This is a genomic window from Vibrio mytili (assembly GCF_049563345.1).
In the GTDB taxonomy this organism is placed as follows: domain Bacteria; phylum Pseudomonadota; class Gammaproteobacteria; order Enterobacterales; family Vibrionaceae; genus Vibrio; species Vibrio mytili.
Map to the genome: position 1 here is coordinate 480,078 of NZ_CP110482.1, position 16,383 is coordinate 496,460.

General features: G+C 44.9%; 15 protein-coding genes and 1 pseudogene. 12 read left to right on the forward strand and 4 right to left on the reverse strand.

All coding sequences use genetic code 11. The annotated features are described in order from the left end of the window. Positions 1-74 precede the first annotated feature (74 nt). The 8 genes from ONE56_RS15770 to ONE56_RS15805 all read left to right on the forward strand — a co-directional run bounded on the left by ONE56_RS15770 (position 75) and on the right by ONE56_RS15805 (position 10,275). Positions 75-1,052: a dipeptidase gene (locus ONE56_RS15770; protein WP_041154534.1), complete on the forward strand. Its 978-nt coding sequence runs from the start codon at positions 75-77 to the stop codon at positions 1,050-1,052. Between the two features lie 78 nt (positions 1,053-1,130). Continuing rightward, the gene (locus tag ONE56_RS15775; RefSeq protein WP_041154535.1) at positions 1,131-1,664 is read left to right on the forward strand and encodes a DUF5943 domain-containing protein; all 534 of its coding nucleotides are present in this window, start codon (positions 1,131-1,133) and stop codon (positions 1,662-1,664) included. 82 nt (positions 1,665-1,746) lie between these two features. Then, entirely contained in the window at positions 1,747-3,810 is a 2,064-nt protein-coding gene (gene dgcA, locus ONE56_RS15780) for a dimethylglycine demethylation protein DgcA (protein ID WP_041154536.1), read from the forward strand. Positions 3,811-3,819: 9 nt separating this feature from the next. After that, a complete protein-coding gene (locus ONE56_RS15785; RefSeq protein WP_423841023.1) occupies positions 3,820-5,775 on the forward strand; it encodes a (Fe-S)-binding protein in 1,956 nt (651 codons plus the stop codon). Between the two features lie 9 nt (positions 5,776-5,784). Next, complete coding sequence (locus ONE56_RS15790; protein ID WP_423841024.1) at positions 5,785-7,023, forward strand: electron transfer flavoprotein subunit alpha/FixB family protein; 1,239 nt, start codon at positions 5,785-5,787, stop codon at positions 7,021-7,023. After that, positions 7,013-7,807 (forward strand): electron transfer flavoprotein subunit beta, encoded by a 795-nt coding sequence (locus ONE56_RS15795; RefSeq protein WP_423841025.1) that lies wholly within the window; start codon positions 7,013-7,015, stop codon positions 7,805-7,807. Before ONE56_RS15790 ends, ONE56_RS15795 begins: the two co-directional genes overlap by 11 nt. 430 nt (positions 7,808-8,237) lie before the next feature. After that, positions 8,238-9,845, forward strand: a complete 1,608-nt coding sequence (locus ONE56_RS15800; protein ID WP_041154539.1) for a BCCT family transporter — start codon at positions 8,238-8,240, stop codon at positions 9,843-9,845. Between the two features lie 187 nt (positions 9,846-10,032). Next, positions 10,033-10,275: a hypothetical protein gene (locus ONE56_RS15805; RefSeq protein WP_041154540.1), complete on the forward strand. Its 243-nt coding sequence runs from the start codon at positions 10,033-10,035 to the stop codon at positions 10,273-10,275. A 213-nt stretch (positions 10,276-10,488) separates the two neighbouring features. Here ONE56_RS15805 and ONE56_RS15810 read toward each other — a convergent pair whose 3' ends face one another. The 3 genes from ONE56_RS15810 to ONE56_RS15820 form a co-directional block, all read right to left on the reverse strand. Next, the gene (locus ONE56_RS15810) at positions 10,489-10,998 is read right to left on the reverse strand and encodes an adenylate kinase (RefSeq protein ID WP_423841026.1); all 510 of its coding nucleotides are present in this window, start codon (positions 10,996-10,998) and stop codon (positions 10,489-10,491) included. A 379-nt stretch (positions 10,999-11,377) separates the two neighbouring features. Then, positions 11,378-11,860 carry an NUDIX hydrolase gene (locus ONE56_RS15815; RefSeq protein ID WP_331438833.1) on the reverse strand — a complete coding sequence of 161 codons (483 nt, stop codon included), beginning with the start codon at positions 11,858-11,860 and terminating at the stop codon, positions 11,378-11,380. A 32-nt stretch (positions 11,861-11,892) separates the two neighbouring features. Next, positions 11,893-12,159, reverse strand: coding sequence for a YrhK family protein (locus ONE56_RS15820; protein ID WP_041154543.1), 267 nt, complete (start codon positions 12,157-12,159; stop codon positions 11,893-11,895). Positions 12,160-12,502: 343 nt separating this feature from the next. Between ONE56_RS15820 and ONE56_RS15825 the strand changes: the two genes are divergently transcribed. Next, positions 12,503-12,916: a VF530 family DNA-binding protein gene (locus ONE56_RS15825; protein WP_041154544.1), complete on the forward strand. Its 414-nt coding sequence runs from the start codon at positions 12,503-12,505 to the stop codon at positions 12,914-12,916. Positions 12,917-13,264: 348 nt separating this feature from the next. Here the strand turns inward: ONE56_RS15825 and ONE56_RS15830 are convergent, their stop codons facing one another. Beyond that, complete coding sequence (locus ONE56_RS15830; protein WP_423841027.1) at positions 13,265-13,840, reverse strand: TetR/AcrR family transcriptional regulator; 576 nt, start codon at positions 13,838-13,840, stop codon at positions 13,265-13,267. Between the two features lie 99 nt (positions 13,841-13,939). Here ONE56_RS15830 and ONE56_RS15835 point away from each other — a divergent pair, with 99 nt between their 5' ends. From ONE56_RS15835 to ONE56_RS15845, 3 genes and pseudogenes are all read left to right on the forward strand, one after another. Beyond that, positions 13,940-14,404, forward strand: coding sequence for an HPP family protein (locus ONE56_RS15835; protein ID WP_331438835.1), 465 nt, complete (start codon positions 13,940-13,942; stop codon positions 14,402-14,404). Positions 14,405-14,776: 372 nt separating this feature from the next. Then, positions 14,777-15,994: an MFS transporter gene (locus tag ONE56_RS15840; protein WP_423841028.1), complete on the forward strand. Its 1,218-nt coding sequence runs from the start codon at positions 14,777-14,779 to the stop codon at positions 15,992-15,994. 94 nt (positions 15,995-16,088) lie between these two features. Beyond that, positions 16,089-16,271 (forward strand): annotated as a pseudogene (locus ONE56_RS15845) (SDR family oxidoreductase); the annotation flags it as partial. Between the last annotated feature and the right edge of the window lie 112 nt (positions 16,272-16,383).

Below are 16,383 nucleotides of genomic sequence, written 5' to 3' on the forward strand. Positions count from 1 at the left end.
TTTTTAGAACACTTTTGATCGACCTTAATACTTATTCTGGAGGCTAACGAGGAAAGGGAAGAATAGGTATCAAAATGAACGCAACGGACTTGCATGATGATTCAATCGTGATTGACGGCTTGGTTATCGCTAAGTGGGATCGTGAACTGTTTGAAGATATGCGCAAAGGTGGCATTACTGCTGCAAACTGTACGGTTTCGGTTTGGGAAGGCTTTCAGAATACGGTGAATAACATCGTTGAGATGAACAACCTTTTAGAACAAAACAACGACCTGGTGATGAAGGTTCGCACTACAGATGATATCCGTAAAGCGAAACAGCAGGGTAAAACTGGCATCATGATGGGTTTCCAAAACGCCCATGCATTTGAAGATCAACTTGGCTATGTTCAAGTGTTCAAAGACCTTGGCGTTGGTGTTGTTCAAATGTGTTACAACACACAGAACTTGGTTGGTACTGGCTGTTACGAGCGCGATGGCGGTTTGTCTGGCTTTGGTCATGAAATCGTTGCCGAAATGAATAAAGTCGGCATCATGTGTGACTTATCCCATGTTGGCGCAAAAACGTCTAAAGAAGTCATCCTAGCTTCTGAAAAACCGGTTTGTTACTCACACTGCTTACCAAGTGGCTTGAAAGATCACCCTCGCAACAAATCAGATGAAGACATTAAATTTATTGCAGACCATGGCGGCTTTGTTGGCGTAACCATGTTTGCACCATTCCTGAAAAACGGCATCCATTCAACCATTGACGATTACGTAGAAGCGATTGCCTACATCTTCGATCTCGTTGGAGAAGATCAAATTGGTATCGGTACTGATTTCACTCAGGGTCATGGCCAGCCGTTCTTTGAGTGGTTAACGCATGATAAAGGTTACGCACGCCGCCTGACTAACTTTGGTGAAATCATTAATCCTGAAGGTATCCGTAAACTAGGCGATTTCCCTAACTTGACAGAAGCGTTATTAAGACATGGCTTTAGTGAGACTCAAGTTCGAAAAATTATGGGTGAAAACTGGCTTCGCGTACTCGGTGAAGTCTGGGGCGAATAACAGCTGTTCAATATAAAGAACGCTTCAATATAAATATAACGATATAAAAAGTTAATTGTATAAAAGGAAGAATACGATATGAGTACACACGCACCTGAAATGCCAATCTTGGTTGATGACGAAACAGGGGTATGGACAACGGATGCCTTACCAATGTTGTATGTTCCGCGTCACTTCTTCGTTAATAACCACATGGGAATTGAAGAAGAGATCGGTGCTGAACGTTACGCAGACATTCTGTACAAAGCGGGCTACAAATCAGCTTACTACTGGTGTGAAAAGGAAGCAGAAGAACACGGTCTTAGTGGTGATGCTGTCTTTGAACATTACATGAAGCGCTTATCTCAGCGCGGCTGGGGTTTCTTTGTCACTGAGCACCTAGATATTGAAAAAGGTGAAGCTCGAGTACGTCTGGAAAACTCTTGTTTTGTTTACCAGTACGGAAAAGTGAACCGCAAAGTCGATTACATGTTTACTGGCTGGTTCGCTGGCGCAATCGACCAAATTGCTGAAAGTCTTGGACTGTCAGTTAAAACCAAAGCAGTGCAAACGCAAAGCGGTGCTGAGGAAGGGTGCGATTACGGCGTGTTTGAAGTCACACCAATCGATTAAGCACCAACGTCAATCAATTCGTAAGTCAGTCAAGGAAGGCAGCCTTATTTATTCACAAGTAAGGCTGGTACAGGGGTAAATCATGTCTCAGTTCGATATTCTATTCCAACCATTAAAAATCAACAAAACGACCATTCGTAACCGAGTGGTCAGTACCGCGCACGCAGAAGTTTACGCTACCGATGGTGGTATGACGACCGATCGCTACGTGAAGTATTATGAAGAAAAGGCGAAAGGTGGCTGCGGTCTATGTATCTGTGGTGGCTCTAGCGTGGTATCGATTGATAGCCCGCAAAGTTGGTGGAGTTCAGTTAACCTTTCAACAGATCGCATCATTCCTCATTTTCAAAATCTAGCCGATGCTGTGCATAAGCATGGCGGCAAAATCATGATCCAAATCACTCACATGGGACGTCGTTCTCGTTGGGATGGTGAACACTGGCCAAACCTAATGTCCCCGTCTGGTATACGTGAACCTGTTCACCGCGCAACATGTAAGACCATTGAAGAAGAAGAAATCTTGCGCATTATTGATGACTTCGCAAAAGCAGCTGTTCGTGCGAAAGAAGGCGGCTTGGATGGCGTTGAACTATCAGCGGTTCACCAGCATATGATTGACCAATTCTGGTCTCCTCGTGTTAACAAGCGTACGGACAAGTGGGGCGGAAGTTTTGAAAACCGCATGCGCTTTGGTATGGAAGTTTTGAAAGCCGTTCGTGAGGCGGTAGGACCTGACTTTGTTGTAGGTATGCGTATTACTGGTGACGAGTTCCATCCTGATGGCTTGAACCATGATGATATGAAAGAAATCGCGGCGTACTACGATGCAACTAAGATGGTCGATTACTTCGGCGTTGTTGGTTCTGGCTGTGATACGCACAATACACTCGCGAACGTTATCCCTAATATGAGCTACCCGCCCGAGCCATTCCTTCACTTGGCTGCTGGTATTAAAGAAGTGGTTTCGGTACCGGTTATCCACGCGCAAAACATCAAAGATCCAAACCAAGCTAAGCGAATCCTTGAAGCAGGTTACGTTGATTTTGTTGGTATGACTCGCGCACACATTGCGGATCCGCATTTGATCACCAAAATCAAACTGGGCCAAACCGACCAAATTCGCCAATGTGTTGGCGCGAACTACTGTATCGACCGTCAGTACATGGGTCTAGATGTATTGTGTATCCAAAATGCGGCGACATCACGTGAGCACATGGGTATGCCTCACCTGATCGAAAAAACAGCAGGACCTATCCGTAACGTTGTTGTGGTTGGTGGTGGCCCTGGTGGTATGGAGGCCGCTCGTGTTGCAGCTGAACGTGGTCACAAAGTCACATTGATTGAGAAAGGAAGCGAACTCGGTGGACAAATCACCATCGCAGCAAAAGCTCCTCAACGTGACCAGATGGCGGGTATTACTCGCTGGCTAGCGATGGAACTCGATCGTTTAGGTGTCGAGGTTATTCTGGATACTGCTGCTAACGCAGATATGATCCGTGAGCTGAAACCAGAAGTTTGTATCCTTGCGACTGGTGGTACTCCATTCATTGAACAGAACCCAGACTGGGGCGCAGAAGAGGGATTAGTCGTCTCTTCTTGGGATATCCTGAATGGTACGGTTGAACCAGGTAAGAATGTTCTGGTTTACGACACCATCTGTGAATTCTCGGGCATGTCAGCAGCCGACTACTTAACGTCAAAAGGTTCTCAAGTTGAACTTGTTACAGATGACATCAAACCGGGTGTTGGTATCGGCGGTACGACTTTCCCGACTTACTACCGTAGTTTGTATGAGAAAGACGTCATCATGACATCTGATTTGGCATTGCTAAAAGTGTACCGTGAAGGTGACAACCTGATCGCTCTACTAGAGAACGAATATACGGGTGCGAAAGAAGAGCGCGTTGTAGACCAAGTGGTCGTAGAGAACGGTATTCGTCCAAACGAAGCGCTTTACTATGAGCTGAAAGCAGAGTCAGTCAACAAAGGTCAAATCGACGTTGAAACGTTGTTTGCATCACAGGCGCAACCCGTCTTGTCTCAAGACAATGACGGCATGATCCTATGGCGCTTGGGTGACTGTGTTTCACAACGTAATACTCATGCTGCACTCTACGACGCACTACGTCTATGTAAAGATCTTTAAGGGGGGCGTATGTTCCTAGAGTCATTACTTCCTATCCTACTTATAACAGCCGGAGCTCTGGCTGTTATAGGGATGCTCCGCCGCATTATGATGTGGCGGAGAGGGCAAGCCGAAAGTGTTGCCCTCTTTTCAGGGTTAGCGGCGATGCCGCGTCGTTACCTCGTGGACTTGCACCACGTGGTTGCTCGCGACAAAGTTATGTCTAACACGCACGTGGCGACAGCGGGTGGTTTCGTATTGTCTGTTGTCCTTATTTTCGCGGTTCACGTGTTTAACCTACAACCACAGATTTTGTCTTGGGTCTTGCTGGGTTCACTGGGCTTAATGTTTTGCGGTACTTTATTTGTCGTAAAGCGTCGTCTTAATCCGCCATCGCGCCTGTCAAAAGGCCCTTGGATGAGACTGCCGAAAAGCTTAATCATGTTCTCGGTCAGTTTCTTTCTTGTGACATTGCCTGCAACGCAACTCGTTGGTGACGTGTTTAACGTGGTCGCTGCTGTTGTTCTGCTTGCCGCCATTGTTTGGGGTGTCGGTGAGATGTTCCTCGGTATGGGCTGGGGCGGACCAATGAAGCACGCGTTTGCGGGCGCATTACATCTAGCATTTCACCGTCGTCCAGAACGTTTTGGCGGTGGCCGTTCCACAGGGTTAAAACCCATTGACCTTAATGCACAAAAACTGGGTGTAGAAAACCCAAGTGACTTTAAATGGAATCAGCTCTTAGGTTTTGACGCCTGTGTTCAGTGTGGTCGCTGTGAAGCCGTTTGTCCTGCGTTCGCAGCAGGTCAGCCGTTGAACCCGAAAAAACTTATCCAGGATATGGTGGTAGGTCTTGCGGGTACAACGGACAAAAAATACGCGGGTAGCCCTTACCCGGGTAAAGAAACCGGATGTGCAAAAGGCGACCCGCACAAACCTATTGTGGGTGGAGTGTTGAACTCAGAAACACTCTGGTCTTGTACAACTTGTCGAGCTTGTGTTGAAGAGTGTCCGATGATGATCGAGCATGTGGATGCGATTGTCGATATGCGCCGCTTCTTGACGCTTGAAAAGGGTGAAACACCAAATAAAGGCGCGGAAGTTTTAGAGAATATCATCTTCACTGACAACCCGAATGGCCATAACCCGAACAAACGTTCTAACTGGGCTGCTGACCAGGATCTCAAACTGATGTCTGAAGTCAAACGTGCCGACGTATTGTTCTGGGTTTCTGATGGTGCTTTTGATATGCGTAGCCAACGCATTCTTAAGTCGATGGTGAAAATTCTGAAAGCGGCCAAAGTCGACGTGGCTATTTTGGGAGACGAAGAGCTGGATTGTGGTGATGTTGCCCGCCGATTAGGTGACGACGTAACGTACCAACGTTTAGCGAAGCGCAATATCCAAACGTTGATGAAGTACGACTTTGATTGCATCGTGACCACCGACCCTCACGCATTCCATTGTTTAAAAAACGAATATCCAGACTTTTATCCAGAGAACGAAAAGCCTCAATACCAAGTTTGGCACCACACAACCTTTATCAATCAATTGGTAGAAAAAGGGTTGATCGCGCTAAAAGAATTGGCAGTTGGCAAAGTCACATACCACGATCCATGTTACCTAGGACGCTACAACGGTGAATATGAATCGCCTCGTTCTGTTCTTAAACACCTTGGCATTGAGATCGCTGAAATGGATCGCTCTGGTTTCCGTTCACGCTGTTGTGGTGGTGGTGGTGCTGCACCGATTACCGATATCCCAGGCGAACGTCGTATTGCAGACATGCGTATGGATGACATTCGAGAAACAGGTGCCGATTTAGTGGCGGTAGGTTGTCAGCAATGTACTGCGATGCTGGAAGGTGTTGTAGAACCGAGACCAGAAGTGAAAGACATTGCAGAGCTTGTCGCTGATATGTTGGTTGAGGTTAGCGACGAGAAGGTGGACGTATGGACACCTGAGTCTGAAACCGTCGGTGTGTAGGAGAAAAGCATGGGAGATTTTATTTTACGCCGTGACCCTCGTGTCGAATGGATTAGACGTAACCGCCTGCACCCTCAGCATGAAAGCTTGATGGTACAGCCGATTGAAGAAATTGGCCCGAGCGGGTTAACTAGGCGTTATCCGCATCGAGTAGGGTTCATCGGACCAAATGGTATTAAACGCATTGACCGATTAAATCGTAACGCAGCGACATCAATGATGGGCGCACGTCAGAACAGTCAGGCGAGCGTTGAACTGCCACTGCACAAAGTGGAGTCACCAGACTTTTACATCGTTGTGGTACCGGATATGCCGGGTGGCCGTTTAAGCAGTCATGATAAAGATGTCTTAGGACAAGCGCATCAATTGGTTAAACAGTCGGATCAGGAAGGCGCGGTCATGGCCGTTGTCTTTGGAACGCATAAAGAAGAGCAGTTTGGTCTTGCGGGTGTCGACCGTTTACTCGCTGTTCCAGACGAAGTGTTTGATCATTACAGTCCTGAGCAGCGTGTCGAGGTTCTTGCCAGTATCGAAGCTAACTACAAACCGAAGCATTGGCTATTCCCAGATAGCATACAAGGTGGTTTCGAGATTGGCGTCAGACTCTCAGCAGCGATTAAAGAGCGTCCGGCAACTCAAGCTTGGCAAGTGAATAGCGAGCAGGCGGTGTGCCGCGCTTCAGGTGGTCGCCAAGATATCAAACGAGCAACACCACGAGTGCTGTTGCTCGCGGAAGAATGCGCATTGCCGATAGATGAGACGAAGCATGAAGCCTTGAGCGTAGAATTTGCGGGGGATGTGAACACAGACTCTCGCATTCAAGACCTGGGCCCAGTTGCCGTCGATCCTCAGGCAATACCGCTGACTGAAGCCGAGTTTATTTTGTCGGCTGGTAACGGTATTCATGACTGGGATCAGTTCCATACCGCAGCCAATATCTTGGGGGCGACGGAGGGGGCAAGCCGTGTCGCAGTTGATGATGGCTTTATGCCTCGACACCGACAGGTTGGTGCAACCGGCAGCTGGGTGACGGCTCGAGTCTATATCGCAGTTGGTATCTCAGGTGCGATTCAGCACTTACAGGGCATTGGCGGGTGTGACAAAGTCATTGCCGTCAATACGGACGCAGGTTGTGACATGGTCAAACGTGCTGATTTGAGTGTTATTGCGGACAGTAATGAGTTGTTAAAGGAATTGATTTCTTTGATTCAACACCACCAATCAAAGGAGCTGAAGGATGCAGCATAATCAAAGTGACACGCTACGTGTCAGTACTTTAGTTTCCATCGGTGCTCACCCAGATACGGGACGTGCGCGTCGCTCGGCGACTGACGCTCGTGCGGTTGAGTTGGCAATGAACTTAGAAGGCTGTGAACTGGAAGTGTTGCATGCTGGTAATCCACAGGATCCTGCACTGGCCTACTACAGTGGCATGGGTCTTTCGCAAATCCGAGTGTTGTCCCAGGACGAACAAGATGATGCGATTCATACCTTGTCATCTTACTTTCGTGATGAGATGCCAGATATCGTGCTGACGGGGATGCGCAGTGAAAACGGTGAATCCTCGGGCACATTACCTTTCTTTCTCGCTCAAGAGTTGGGGTGTCCCGTAGTGATGGGCATCGCAGAGATTCTTTCAGTGGAAAATGGAACCGCGCGAGTTTTACAAGCGTTACCAAGAGGGCAGCGTAGAGCCCTGAATGTATCTCTTCCGTTTATTGCCAGTGTGGACCTTGCTGCGCAAGAGCCAAGACAGAGTGCATTCGGTCGAGCACGTCGCTGTGATGTTGTTACTGAAGAGGTTGATGGCAAGCAACTTGACCAAGACCGAATGACTTGGGAAGTCAGCATTGCTAAACCTAAAGCAAAACGATTAAAAGTAGTCAAAGCAAAAAGTGCAGCCGATCGCTTTAAAGCTGCGACCGCGAAAGCTGAATCGACAGGCGGCAAAGTGCTTAAGGATCAGCCAGTAAGTGAAATGGCGCAGGTGGTCTTTGATTTGCTTCTAGAGGAAGGAGTAATACAGAAGTAATTGAGGTAATAGGTTTATGACCACATTAGTTACCAAGGTAGCCTTTGACACTCACATTTTAAGGTAATGGTTGATGTCTAGACAAAGTAACTGATGACAAAACGGTTCAGAGAAAGGATTTACTGAAACGGATGATACCCAAATTGGCTCAGCATGCCTGGTTTACTTGAGGCAGTTGGTTAACCAAAACAGACAAGGTGTGCAGTCGTAGTAACACGCTGCATATTCAAGTTGTGTGGGTATATGTTCTACCAATTCCAGCCATGACTTCATCGTTTTTGCTGGTAAAAAATAGCATCAAGCAGGGTGTGGATGTTTCTAACTAAATCGATCAGTTATGGAACATTTCTTCTCGCCAGAAGCCGTTTTTTCTGCGTATTCCTGATAGTTGAATGCCTGGAATTGGTACTAATTTTTAAAGAGGGATCGTATGAAAAGCATAGTCAGTAGTCGACGAAAATATAAACCCGTCAATGATGTAAAATATGAAACAGATTATTGTGCAGGGCAAGACAATGTCAAACTGTGGGGGATGGACATACACAACCCTGTGTTTGGTATCAGTGCTACGTTAATTTTATTATTCATCATTTTGACTCTTTTGTTTCCTGCAGGGTCAAAAGATGCGTTGATGGCGGCAAGAACTTGGTCTATCACCAACTTTGACTGGTTCTTCATCGTTGGCTGTAACATCTTTGTCGTTTTCTGTTTGTTTTTACTGGTCTCACCACTGGGTAAAATACGTTTAGGTGGTGTAGGTGCTGCACCAGAGTTTTCTCGACTTTCATGGTTTAGTATGCTGTTTGCAGCAGGTATGGGCATCGGGCTCATGTTCTGGAGTGTTGCGGAACCTGTTGCTTATTATACCGACTGGTATGGCACGCCTCTTAATGTGGAAGCAAGCACCGAAGAAGCGAGAAAAATGGCGCTAAGTGCGACGATCTATCACTGGGGTCTCCATCCTTGGGCCATCTATGCCGTTGTTGGACTAGCGTTGGCCTTCTTTGCCCATAACAAGGGATTACCATTGACCATTCGCTCCGCCTTTTTCCCTCTTTTGGGTGAACGCTGTTGGGGTACGATTGGTAATTTCATCGATATTCTTGCGGTTCTCGCCACCATTTTTGGTCTTGCCACCTCTTTAGGGTTTGGTGCTCAACAAGCCGCAGCTGGTCTTAGCCATTTATTTGGTGTCTCTAGCGGTATTTCTACCCAAATTGCGTTTGTCGTTGCTGTAACTGGTATCGCCGTGGTATCAGTTGCACGTGGCCTTGATGGTGGTGTGAAAATACTGAGTAACATTAATATGCTGATTGCAGCTGGCTTAGTTGCATTGCTTGTGGTTGTTGGTCCAACGTTATCGATCGCCAATACCTTTGGCGATATTGCTTCGGGCTATGTCGGTAACTTTATTCCGTTATCAAATTGGATCGGTCGAGAAGATTCTGATTGGTTCCATGGCTGGACAGTGTTCTACTGGGCTTGGTGGGTATCTTGGTCACCATTTGTTGGTATGTTTATCGCCAGAGTGTCAAAAGGGCGTACCGTTCGTGAATTTGTGACTGCTGTTTTGCTCATCCCAACACTCGTCACTATGGTGTGGTTAAGTGTTATGGGTGGTACGGCACTGGAACAAACGACAAGTGGTGTAGGTGAGCTTGCAAACGGTATCAGTGATGTATCCCTAGCGATGTTCCAAATGTTTGATAACTTGCCGTTCTCAACACTGTTGTCGGTTGTTGGTATCTTGCTTGTGCTGGTCTTCTTTGTTACATCATCGGACTCTGGTTCTCTAGTAATCGATAGTATCACAGCGGGTGGTAAAGAAGATGTGCCAGTGGGTCAGCGCGTATTTTGGGCTGTGGTTGAAGGTCTGATTGCCATCGCACTGTTACTTGGCGGTGGCTCAGAGGCATTAACGGCATTGCAAGCGGGTGCGATTACGACTGGTTTACCGTTTACTCTTGTATTGGTATTAATGTGCTGGAGCTTATATAAGGGGCTTAAATCAGAAAGCCACCTTTACAGAAAAGCGTAATTGCAACGTTTTCAAAATGAGTAAGTTGCGAACACAATTTTCTTGAAAACAATGTTTTTTAAATGCAATGCTTCTTGAGCACAATACGTTATGAGCGAATATGCGCTGTGACGGAATCTAGGATCACAGCCATATTGTTTTGTTGGGGGGAGGGAATCCCCCCTTATTTAGGTAGGAGAATAGAGTTATGATGCATGTAGATCTAGTCGATATGGATGATTTAATCACTGATCTTGACCAAATTGGGATTGAGTGTACTGGTCATGATGTTGATAGTGTAAAAAATAGCATTGATAAGTGGTTAGAGTCGGTCGATAGCATTCAACGCGATCGTTTTTCGAAGCTCATCTTTTCTATGGAGCAAAAAGGTATTTTGTTACCAGATATTGAAAATGTCGTTCATTGGGGAGCTCAACGCTTACCCCAATGACCAAAACATCGACATATATTATTGAAGGACGGGGGAGAGTCGTTCTATTTACCGTAAAGAATGGTGTCGTACTCTCTGCCCTTATCTCATTCAAATGACCGATTTTTCGCACGTCACTTACAACAAACCTTTCAATCGTCGTTATTTAACCTGACACATATCAAAAACGTTATGTTTTCTAAGTGCCTTTAGAATGCTTTGAATACGCATTATTCACTGCGTGAGAGTAAAACCATTCAATTCAGACACGGTTTTGATTATGTAGACATTTTTACTACTAGAGTATTCGATAAGTTGAGATGTGAAGTCATCGTTCCAGAACCTAGGGCACAACTTAAGGGTCTTATAACTATTAAGCGTCCCTTTGAATACTGAGCTTCCATCAGGCCAACCCTCTGGCTTTATAAAGAGCCCTTTAAGAAAGCGCTTAGTTACAAACCAATAACTTACCGAGTATGGTAGGTCTATGTAAACGAGCGTATCTGCGGCCGCCAGACGTTCATAAAAGGAACTTATGGGACCAAAACCATCGATGATCCAAGCATCTGATCGAATGATTTCGTTGTGGGCAAAATCAAACTCTTCTCGATCTACAAGTTCACCGTTGGGTTTGTAAACGATGGAATCTAGTTGATGAAGCGGTAAACCCATAGTTGACGCTAGTGCTTTGCTTACTGTCGATTTTCCGCTACCCGGTTTTCCAAAAACTGCTACCTTTTTCATTTAAATCCCTCCAAGAGTCTAATTCCCAAAAGGCAGAAAAAGAAAACCCACCTTCTAGGGTGGGGTTGATTTATCCAAAGCACAACACATCCCACCATTCCTAAGGAATGATGATAATTCGTTGGTTAAGTGGCATCGGATTAAATTTCATACAGCTACTTTCATATAATTGCAGTCAGTTGTCAATTTGTCTTCTCATAATGGGTAGTCGCAGGTTAAGGCGTTTGGCCATCTGAAGTTTGCAAAACTAATGTTTGAAATATAAACCGAATAGGGCATACACAGAAATAGCGGTTATTACCAAACTTCCACCATTTCTCCTTCGTCATTGAGTATTCCCATTTTGTGTGGGATGGTGTGGTTTGTTATCTATGAGATGTTACTCTGCGCCAAAGGCAGACGAATTAAGCTGGTCAATACTAACTCGATAGAGGGGATGTATTGCTCTTTCAACAAAGTATGACCACACATGCTTAAATACTGCATGTTGATTGGGAAAAGGCGCAAGTTCTAGAGCTTCTTCAAGAGAGCACCACTTATAGTCGGTATGCTCCTCGTTTAGAACCACTTTTTGGTTTGGAGGGCACATCACGACAAAAACAGGAATAAGCTCTATGACATTCACGTGAGGCTCGAAGAACTGATCGATAAATTGCGCATTGTATAGGTTGGTGACCTGAATTTGAGTTTCTTCGTAAAACTCTCGAACAATCGCTTCGACCCCTGTTTCACCTTGCTCTATTGAGCCTGCTACATGGCACCAATAACCACCTTTCACGCGCTTCATTAGCAGAATCTTTTTTTCACCATCGATTTCAGATAGTGCGACGCCCGAAACAAAGGACGTGTCGACTGGGATCATCTTTACCTCAGAACTCAAAATAGTGCGCCCCCTTATTTGTCTGGATGCGCGATAAGTCTTCCAACATGGATGAGACTGGAGAGCTTGAGTAGTGGTTTAATAATGAGTTGCGCACTCCCAACAATAAATAACCAAGTCCCACTTTCTATTAACGAATCATTTAAAAAGAAAAAACTGCCGATCAAAAACCAAATAGCGATCAATAAATCATTGAATGCGCCCAACGCTTCATAGCGACGTTGCACAACGATGTGCTTTTTTCCTATATCGACGTCTAACTCATTGTCTACAGTATCCATTCGTGGGTCACCTTATTTCTGACTACAGTAAAGTGACCGTAACGAACCGGAATCAATTTTACAACCCCGCGCTACGTATAAGACTTTGTTCTACTATGGTTTTAGTCATGCTAAACAGCGTTGACAGCGTTGACAGCGTTGACAGCGTTGAGAGCAATAGTGTAAGGAAGACAAATGGCGAAATTATAGTTCCGATTTCAGCTACACTATTTCAAATTAGGGAAACAAACTTACTTCTGTTAGAATCCGCACCCTGTTGATTTTCGGTATAAAGTAATACTGAGTTAAGATCAGAATCCCTACAACCCAAGCACTCGGTTAGTTAGCTTATTAGGAACTCGTTATGATGACTGATGAAGAAAGAATAGAATTACAAAAAAATAATCCATTACACGGGCTTGGGCTAGAAACTATGCTGCAAGAGCTGGTTGATTTTTATGGATGGGACATTTTAGATACCGCAATGCGTTTTAACTGCTTTCATACCAATCCATCAATTGCGAGTAGTGTGAAGTATTTGAAGAAAACCGATTGGGCGAGAGAAAAACTGGAGAACTTTTACTTATATCGTTTTAAGCGTATGCCACGCGCCTCTAGCGAAGAGTATGACTTACCACCTCGTGCTCGTACGTTTCCTCATGGTTTAAAACCAAAAGAGCCACTGGAACTGACGGTTGACTCCATCTTGAAGTCACAAGCCAAAGCCGCCTCTGCACATAAAGAACGTTCTTCACGCAATCGTAATTTTCGCCGTTAGTTGCATCGCCGGTCTAAGAATCATTTAAAAACAACCAGTCGTTTAGGTAGAGATATTCAGTAACTTCAAAATGCGTGTTCAGCGAGATTTTATTCGCTCTTAGGCAAGGCTCTGATTTGAATACATTGTCATTCTACGTAGAAAGCAGTAGCACAGCATAAGAGCGCCTAATTGAACTGCGAAGTAAGGAGCTCGCCCTTTGGGAGCTCTTCAGCGAGCCCATTTCTGTACTAAATAATGTTGCAAGGGAATCACCATTCCTACCGTTATTTAGCGCGAACTGAACTCGTTGATGAAGCTCTGAATCTTACATCTCGATGTCACTTGAGTATAAGCATTATCGGCGCTTCATTTGCCTTTACGCTGTCGCATACCTTCCTGAAGCACTTCTAGTATTTCAAGACAATGTGTTACTACAGTATGGCTGTCCCCAGTCATATAGGCCGTTGTAATAGCGCCTTCCTTTAGCACACATATCGACTCCAATAATAAAGGGTCTTTACTACAAAGGTGTTTTTGAATAACTCGACGTACGTGTTGTTTATGTTGGTTACAAAAACGAGAAATTTCGCTATCGGTATCACTAAACTCTGCAGATGTGTTGATGAAAAAACACCCTCTAAAATCGCCCAGCATCGTTTCTTTACTGTTAAACCAGCTCTCTAACCCATTGAATAAATTTTTAATTAAGTCGCTGTCAGACTCAGAACCCAATAACTTACTTTCTAACCAGTCGATAAAATGCGTATGACGTTGATGTAACGCCGCCAAGATCAAGGCCTCTTTACTATCAAAGTCCGTATACAACGTTCTTTTTGCTACTCCCGAAGATTTCAGAATTTCATTAATACCGATGGAATTAATTCCGTTTTGATAAAAAAGCGCTAACGCTGTATCGATTAAAATCTGACGTTTTTTACTCATATGCGTTCTCCTATAAAATTATGTTGACACAAGTAGACCACTCTGTCTACCATTGTAAGGTAGACAGAGTGGTCTACTTTTATGGAGAGAAGAGTAAATATGAATAATATTATTTTGTCGCTTATTGCTGGGGTTGGAGCAAGCATTGCTATTGGGACACTGTCTTACTTAGATCATACTTTTTATGATTTAGCGCTATTGATGGCACCGTTTGGAGCCACGACAGTGCTCGTGTTTGGTGTACCGGATAGTCCACTAGCGCAGCCGAAAAACGTAATACTGGGGCACTTGTTAACGGCTTTCGTTGGCGTATTCTTTGTTCAGTTTATTGGTGTGACGCCTATATATTTAGCCATAGCAACAGGAATCGCCGTTAGCCTGATGCTCGTCACTAAAACGACTCATCCACCCGCAGGCGCAAATCCATTGCTAATCATGCTATCAGGGCAAAGTTGGGGATTTTTGGTTACTCCGGTTCTCCTTGGAGCGGTGGTTATTGTATTACTTGGTAAAAGCGTAGGAGTTGTTAGGCGAAGATGGTGTTTAAATAATGCATCGTTTTGAACGCTAGATGAAAAAAGTGAATAACAACTGAATATGAGGTGGGTAAATTCACCACACAAAAAGTTGGAATGAAGCATAATTCTATATCCTATCTATCCTACGGATGCTACTTTCTCGACGCTTAGATATTTATGCATAACTTGCATAAATAAATTCACTTTTAATCATTTGTGTCACTACATAATCCGCTTTACAGTCTGGATGAATTTGTTACCTGAGGATAACATTTTGTGACTGTTATTAATCTTTGCCTATAACTCTTCAAGGTTATTGGCAATAGTGACAGTGAAGTCTACTACCTGTGGTGGTCTCGAATCCATGAGTGGCAAGGAATGCCATTCTCAGCACCACACTTATTAATAAGAGCGATTTATGATTATTTTTCGATTTCCACTTCTTGTTTGGCTAGGTATTGGTATTTTGATTACCAGTCTAGGGATCAGACAATCCTTTGGTATCTTCATGACACCAATATCCGACTACTTTCAAACCGGACGAGAGTTCTTCAGCTTTGCTATCGCATTGCAAAACTTACTGTTTGGAGCTTTCCAGCCATTTGTCGGTATGGCTGCCGACCGTTGGGGGGCGAAACGTATCATTATTTTAGGGGCTATCTCTTACGCCCTAGGTCTGTACTTAACTTCTATCACCGCTGAGTCGACTATGGTGTACCTTTCGTTAGGTGTGCTGGTTGGTCTTGGCTTAAGTGCTACTAGCTACGTTATCGTACTGGGTGCCGTGGCGAAAGTGGTACCAGCGCAACATGCAGCTAAAGCTTTCGGTTTGACTACGGCCGCGGGGTCATTCGGCATGTTTGCTATGATTCCGGGTGCACAAGCATTGTTGAGTGCTTCTGGTTGGCAAAGTTCAATGCAAATCTTTGCGCTACTGTGCAGTTTTATGGTGTTGTTTGCATTATTCATGAATACGGCAAAGCGGAATTCAAGCACAGCTAACAACCATGTTCATGAAGGCAAACAAACGTTAAAAGAGGCTTTAAAAGAAGCGTTTGCACACAAAGGGTACTGGTTGATTCATGCTGGTTTTTTTGTATGTGGTTTTCATGTGATGTTTATCGCAACTCATCTTCCTAGTTATTTGGCGGACAAAAACCTACCGGCATCAACCGCGGCACTGGCGTTGGCTTACGTTGGTATATTTAACATCCTTGGCTCATATTTCTGGGGTGTAATGGCAGATCGCTTTAGCAAGTGTTACATGATGTTTGCGTTGTATGTGATGCGCACGGTGGTGATCGGCGCGTTTCTCGCACTGCCTATTACCGAGCAAACTGCTCTTATCTTCGGTGCTGCCATCGGTTTTTGCTGGTTAGGAACGGTGCCACTGACATCTGGTTTAGTCCGTCAAATCTTTGGAGCTCGTTACCTGTCGACGCTATATGGTTTGGTGTTTTTCACTCACCAAGTCGGCAGCTTTTTGGGGGCCTGGATTGGTGGTCGTATCTATGATTATTATGGGTCTTATGATCCAATTTGGTGGTCAGCGGCTGTCCTGGCATTTATTGCTGCGTTGATTCATCTTCCAATCAATGACAAGCCAGTGCCACGTTTAACAGTGGCAATAGCATAACGCGTAAGGGCTCCTCACGTAGTTCGTTGGGAGCCTTTCTTTTATGAGTTATATTTATAGCTAAACAATGCCCCATGATGATACCTTTCTGAAACTAATTTACACAGATATGCATGCTGACGGTGGAGAACCTGACCGGATTGAGAGACTAAAAAACAAAATTCCACTTCAGCGCGGAGGCTCGCCTGAAGAGGTCGCCGATGAAATTTATTGGTTAGCTTCTGATAAATCGACATTTTCAACGGGCAGCTATTTGGATTTAACTGGTGGTTTGTAATTCGAAAATACCCCATTGTATGTTTCGAGATTCAAGTAAGTGAATGACTCAAATCAATGGGCCGCTCACACAAAGTATTATTGAACAGACCGGCGGATTGATTCTTAGTGCA

Coding starts and splice junctions, on each gene's coding strand:
- ONE56_RS15770 (WP_041154534.1), top strand. CDS start 75: ATGAACGCAACGGACTTGCATGATGATTCAATCGTGATTGACGGCTTG.
- ONE56_RS15775 (WP_041154535.1), top strand. CDS start 1,131: ATGAGTACACACGCACCTGAAATGCCAATCTTGGTTGATGACGAAACA.
- dgcA (WP_041154536.1), top strand. CDS start 1,747: ATGTCTCAGTTCGATATTCTATTCCAACCATTAAAAATCAACAAAACG.
- ONE56_RS15785 (WP_423841023.1), top strand. CDS start 3,820: ATGTTCCTAGAGTCATTACTTCCTATCCTACTTATAACAGCCGGAGCT.
- ONE56_RS15790 (WP_423841024.1), top strand. CDS start 5,785: ATGGGAGATTTTATTTTACGCCGTGACCCTCGTGTCGAATGGATTAGA.
- ONE56_RS15795 (WP_423841025.1), top strand. CDS start 7,013: ATGCAGCATAATCAAAGTGACACGCTACGTGTCAGTACTTTAGTTTCC.
- ONE56_RS15800 (WP_041154539.1), top strand. CDS start 8,238: ATGAAAAGCATAGTCAGTAGTCGACGAAAATATAAACCCGTCAATGAT.
- ONE56_RS15805 (WP_041154540.1), top strand. CDS start 10,033: ATGATGCATGTAGATCTAGTCGATATGGATGATTTAATCACTGATCTT.
- ONE56_RS15810 (WP_423841026.1), bottom strand. CDS start 10,998: ATGAAAAAGGTAGCAGTTTTTGGAAAACCGGGTAGCGGAAAATCGACA.
- ONE56_RS15815 (WP_331438833.1), bottom strand. CDS start 11,860: ATGATCCCAGTCGACACGTCCTTTGTTTCGGGCGTCGCACTATCTGAA.
- ONE56_RS15820 (WP_041154543.1), bottom strand. CDS start 12,159: ATGGATACTGTAGACAATGAGTTAGACGTCGATATAGGAAAAAAGCAC.
- ONE56_RS15825 (WP_041154544.1), top strand. CDS start 12,503: ATGATGACTGATGAAGAAAGAATAGAATTACAAAAAAATAATCCATTA.
- ONE56_RS15830 (WP_423841027.1), bottom strand. CDS start 13,840: ATGAGTAAAAAACGTCAGATTTTAATCGATACAGCGTTAGCGCTTTTT.
- ONE56_RS15835 (WP_331438835.1), top strand. CDS start 13,940: ATGAATAATATTATTTTGTCGCTTATTGCTGGGGTTGGAGCAAGCATT.
- ONE56_RS15840 (WP_423841028.1), top strand. CDS start 14,777: ATGATTATTTTTCGATTTCCACTTCTTGTTTGGCTAGGTATTGGTATT.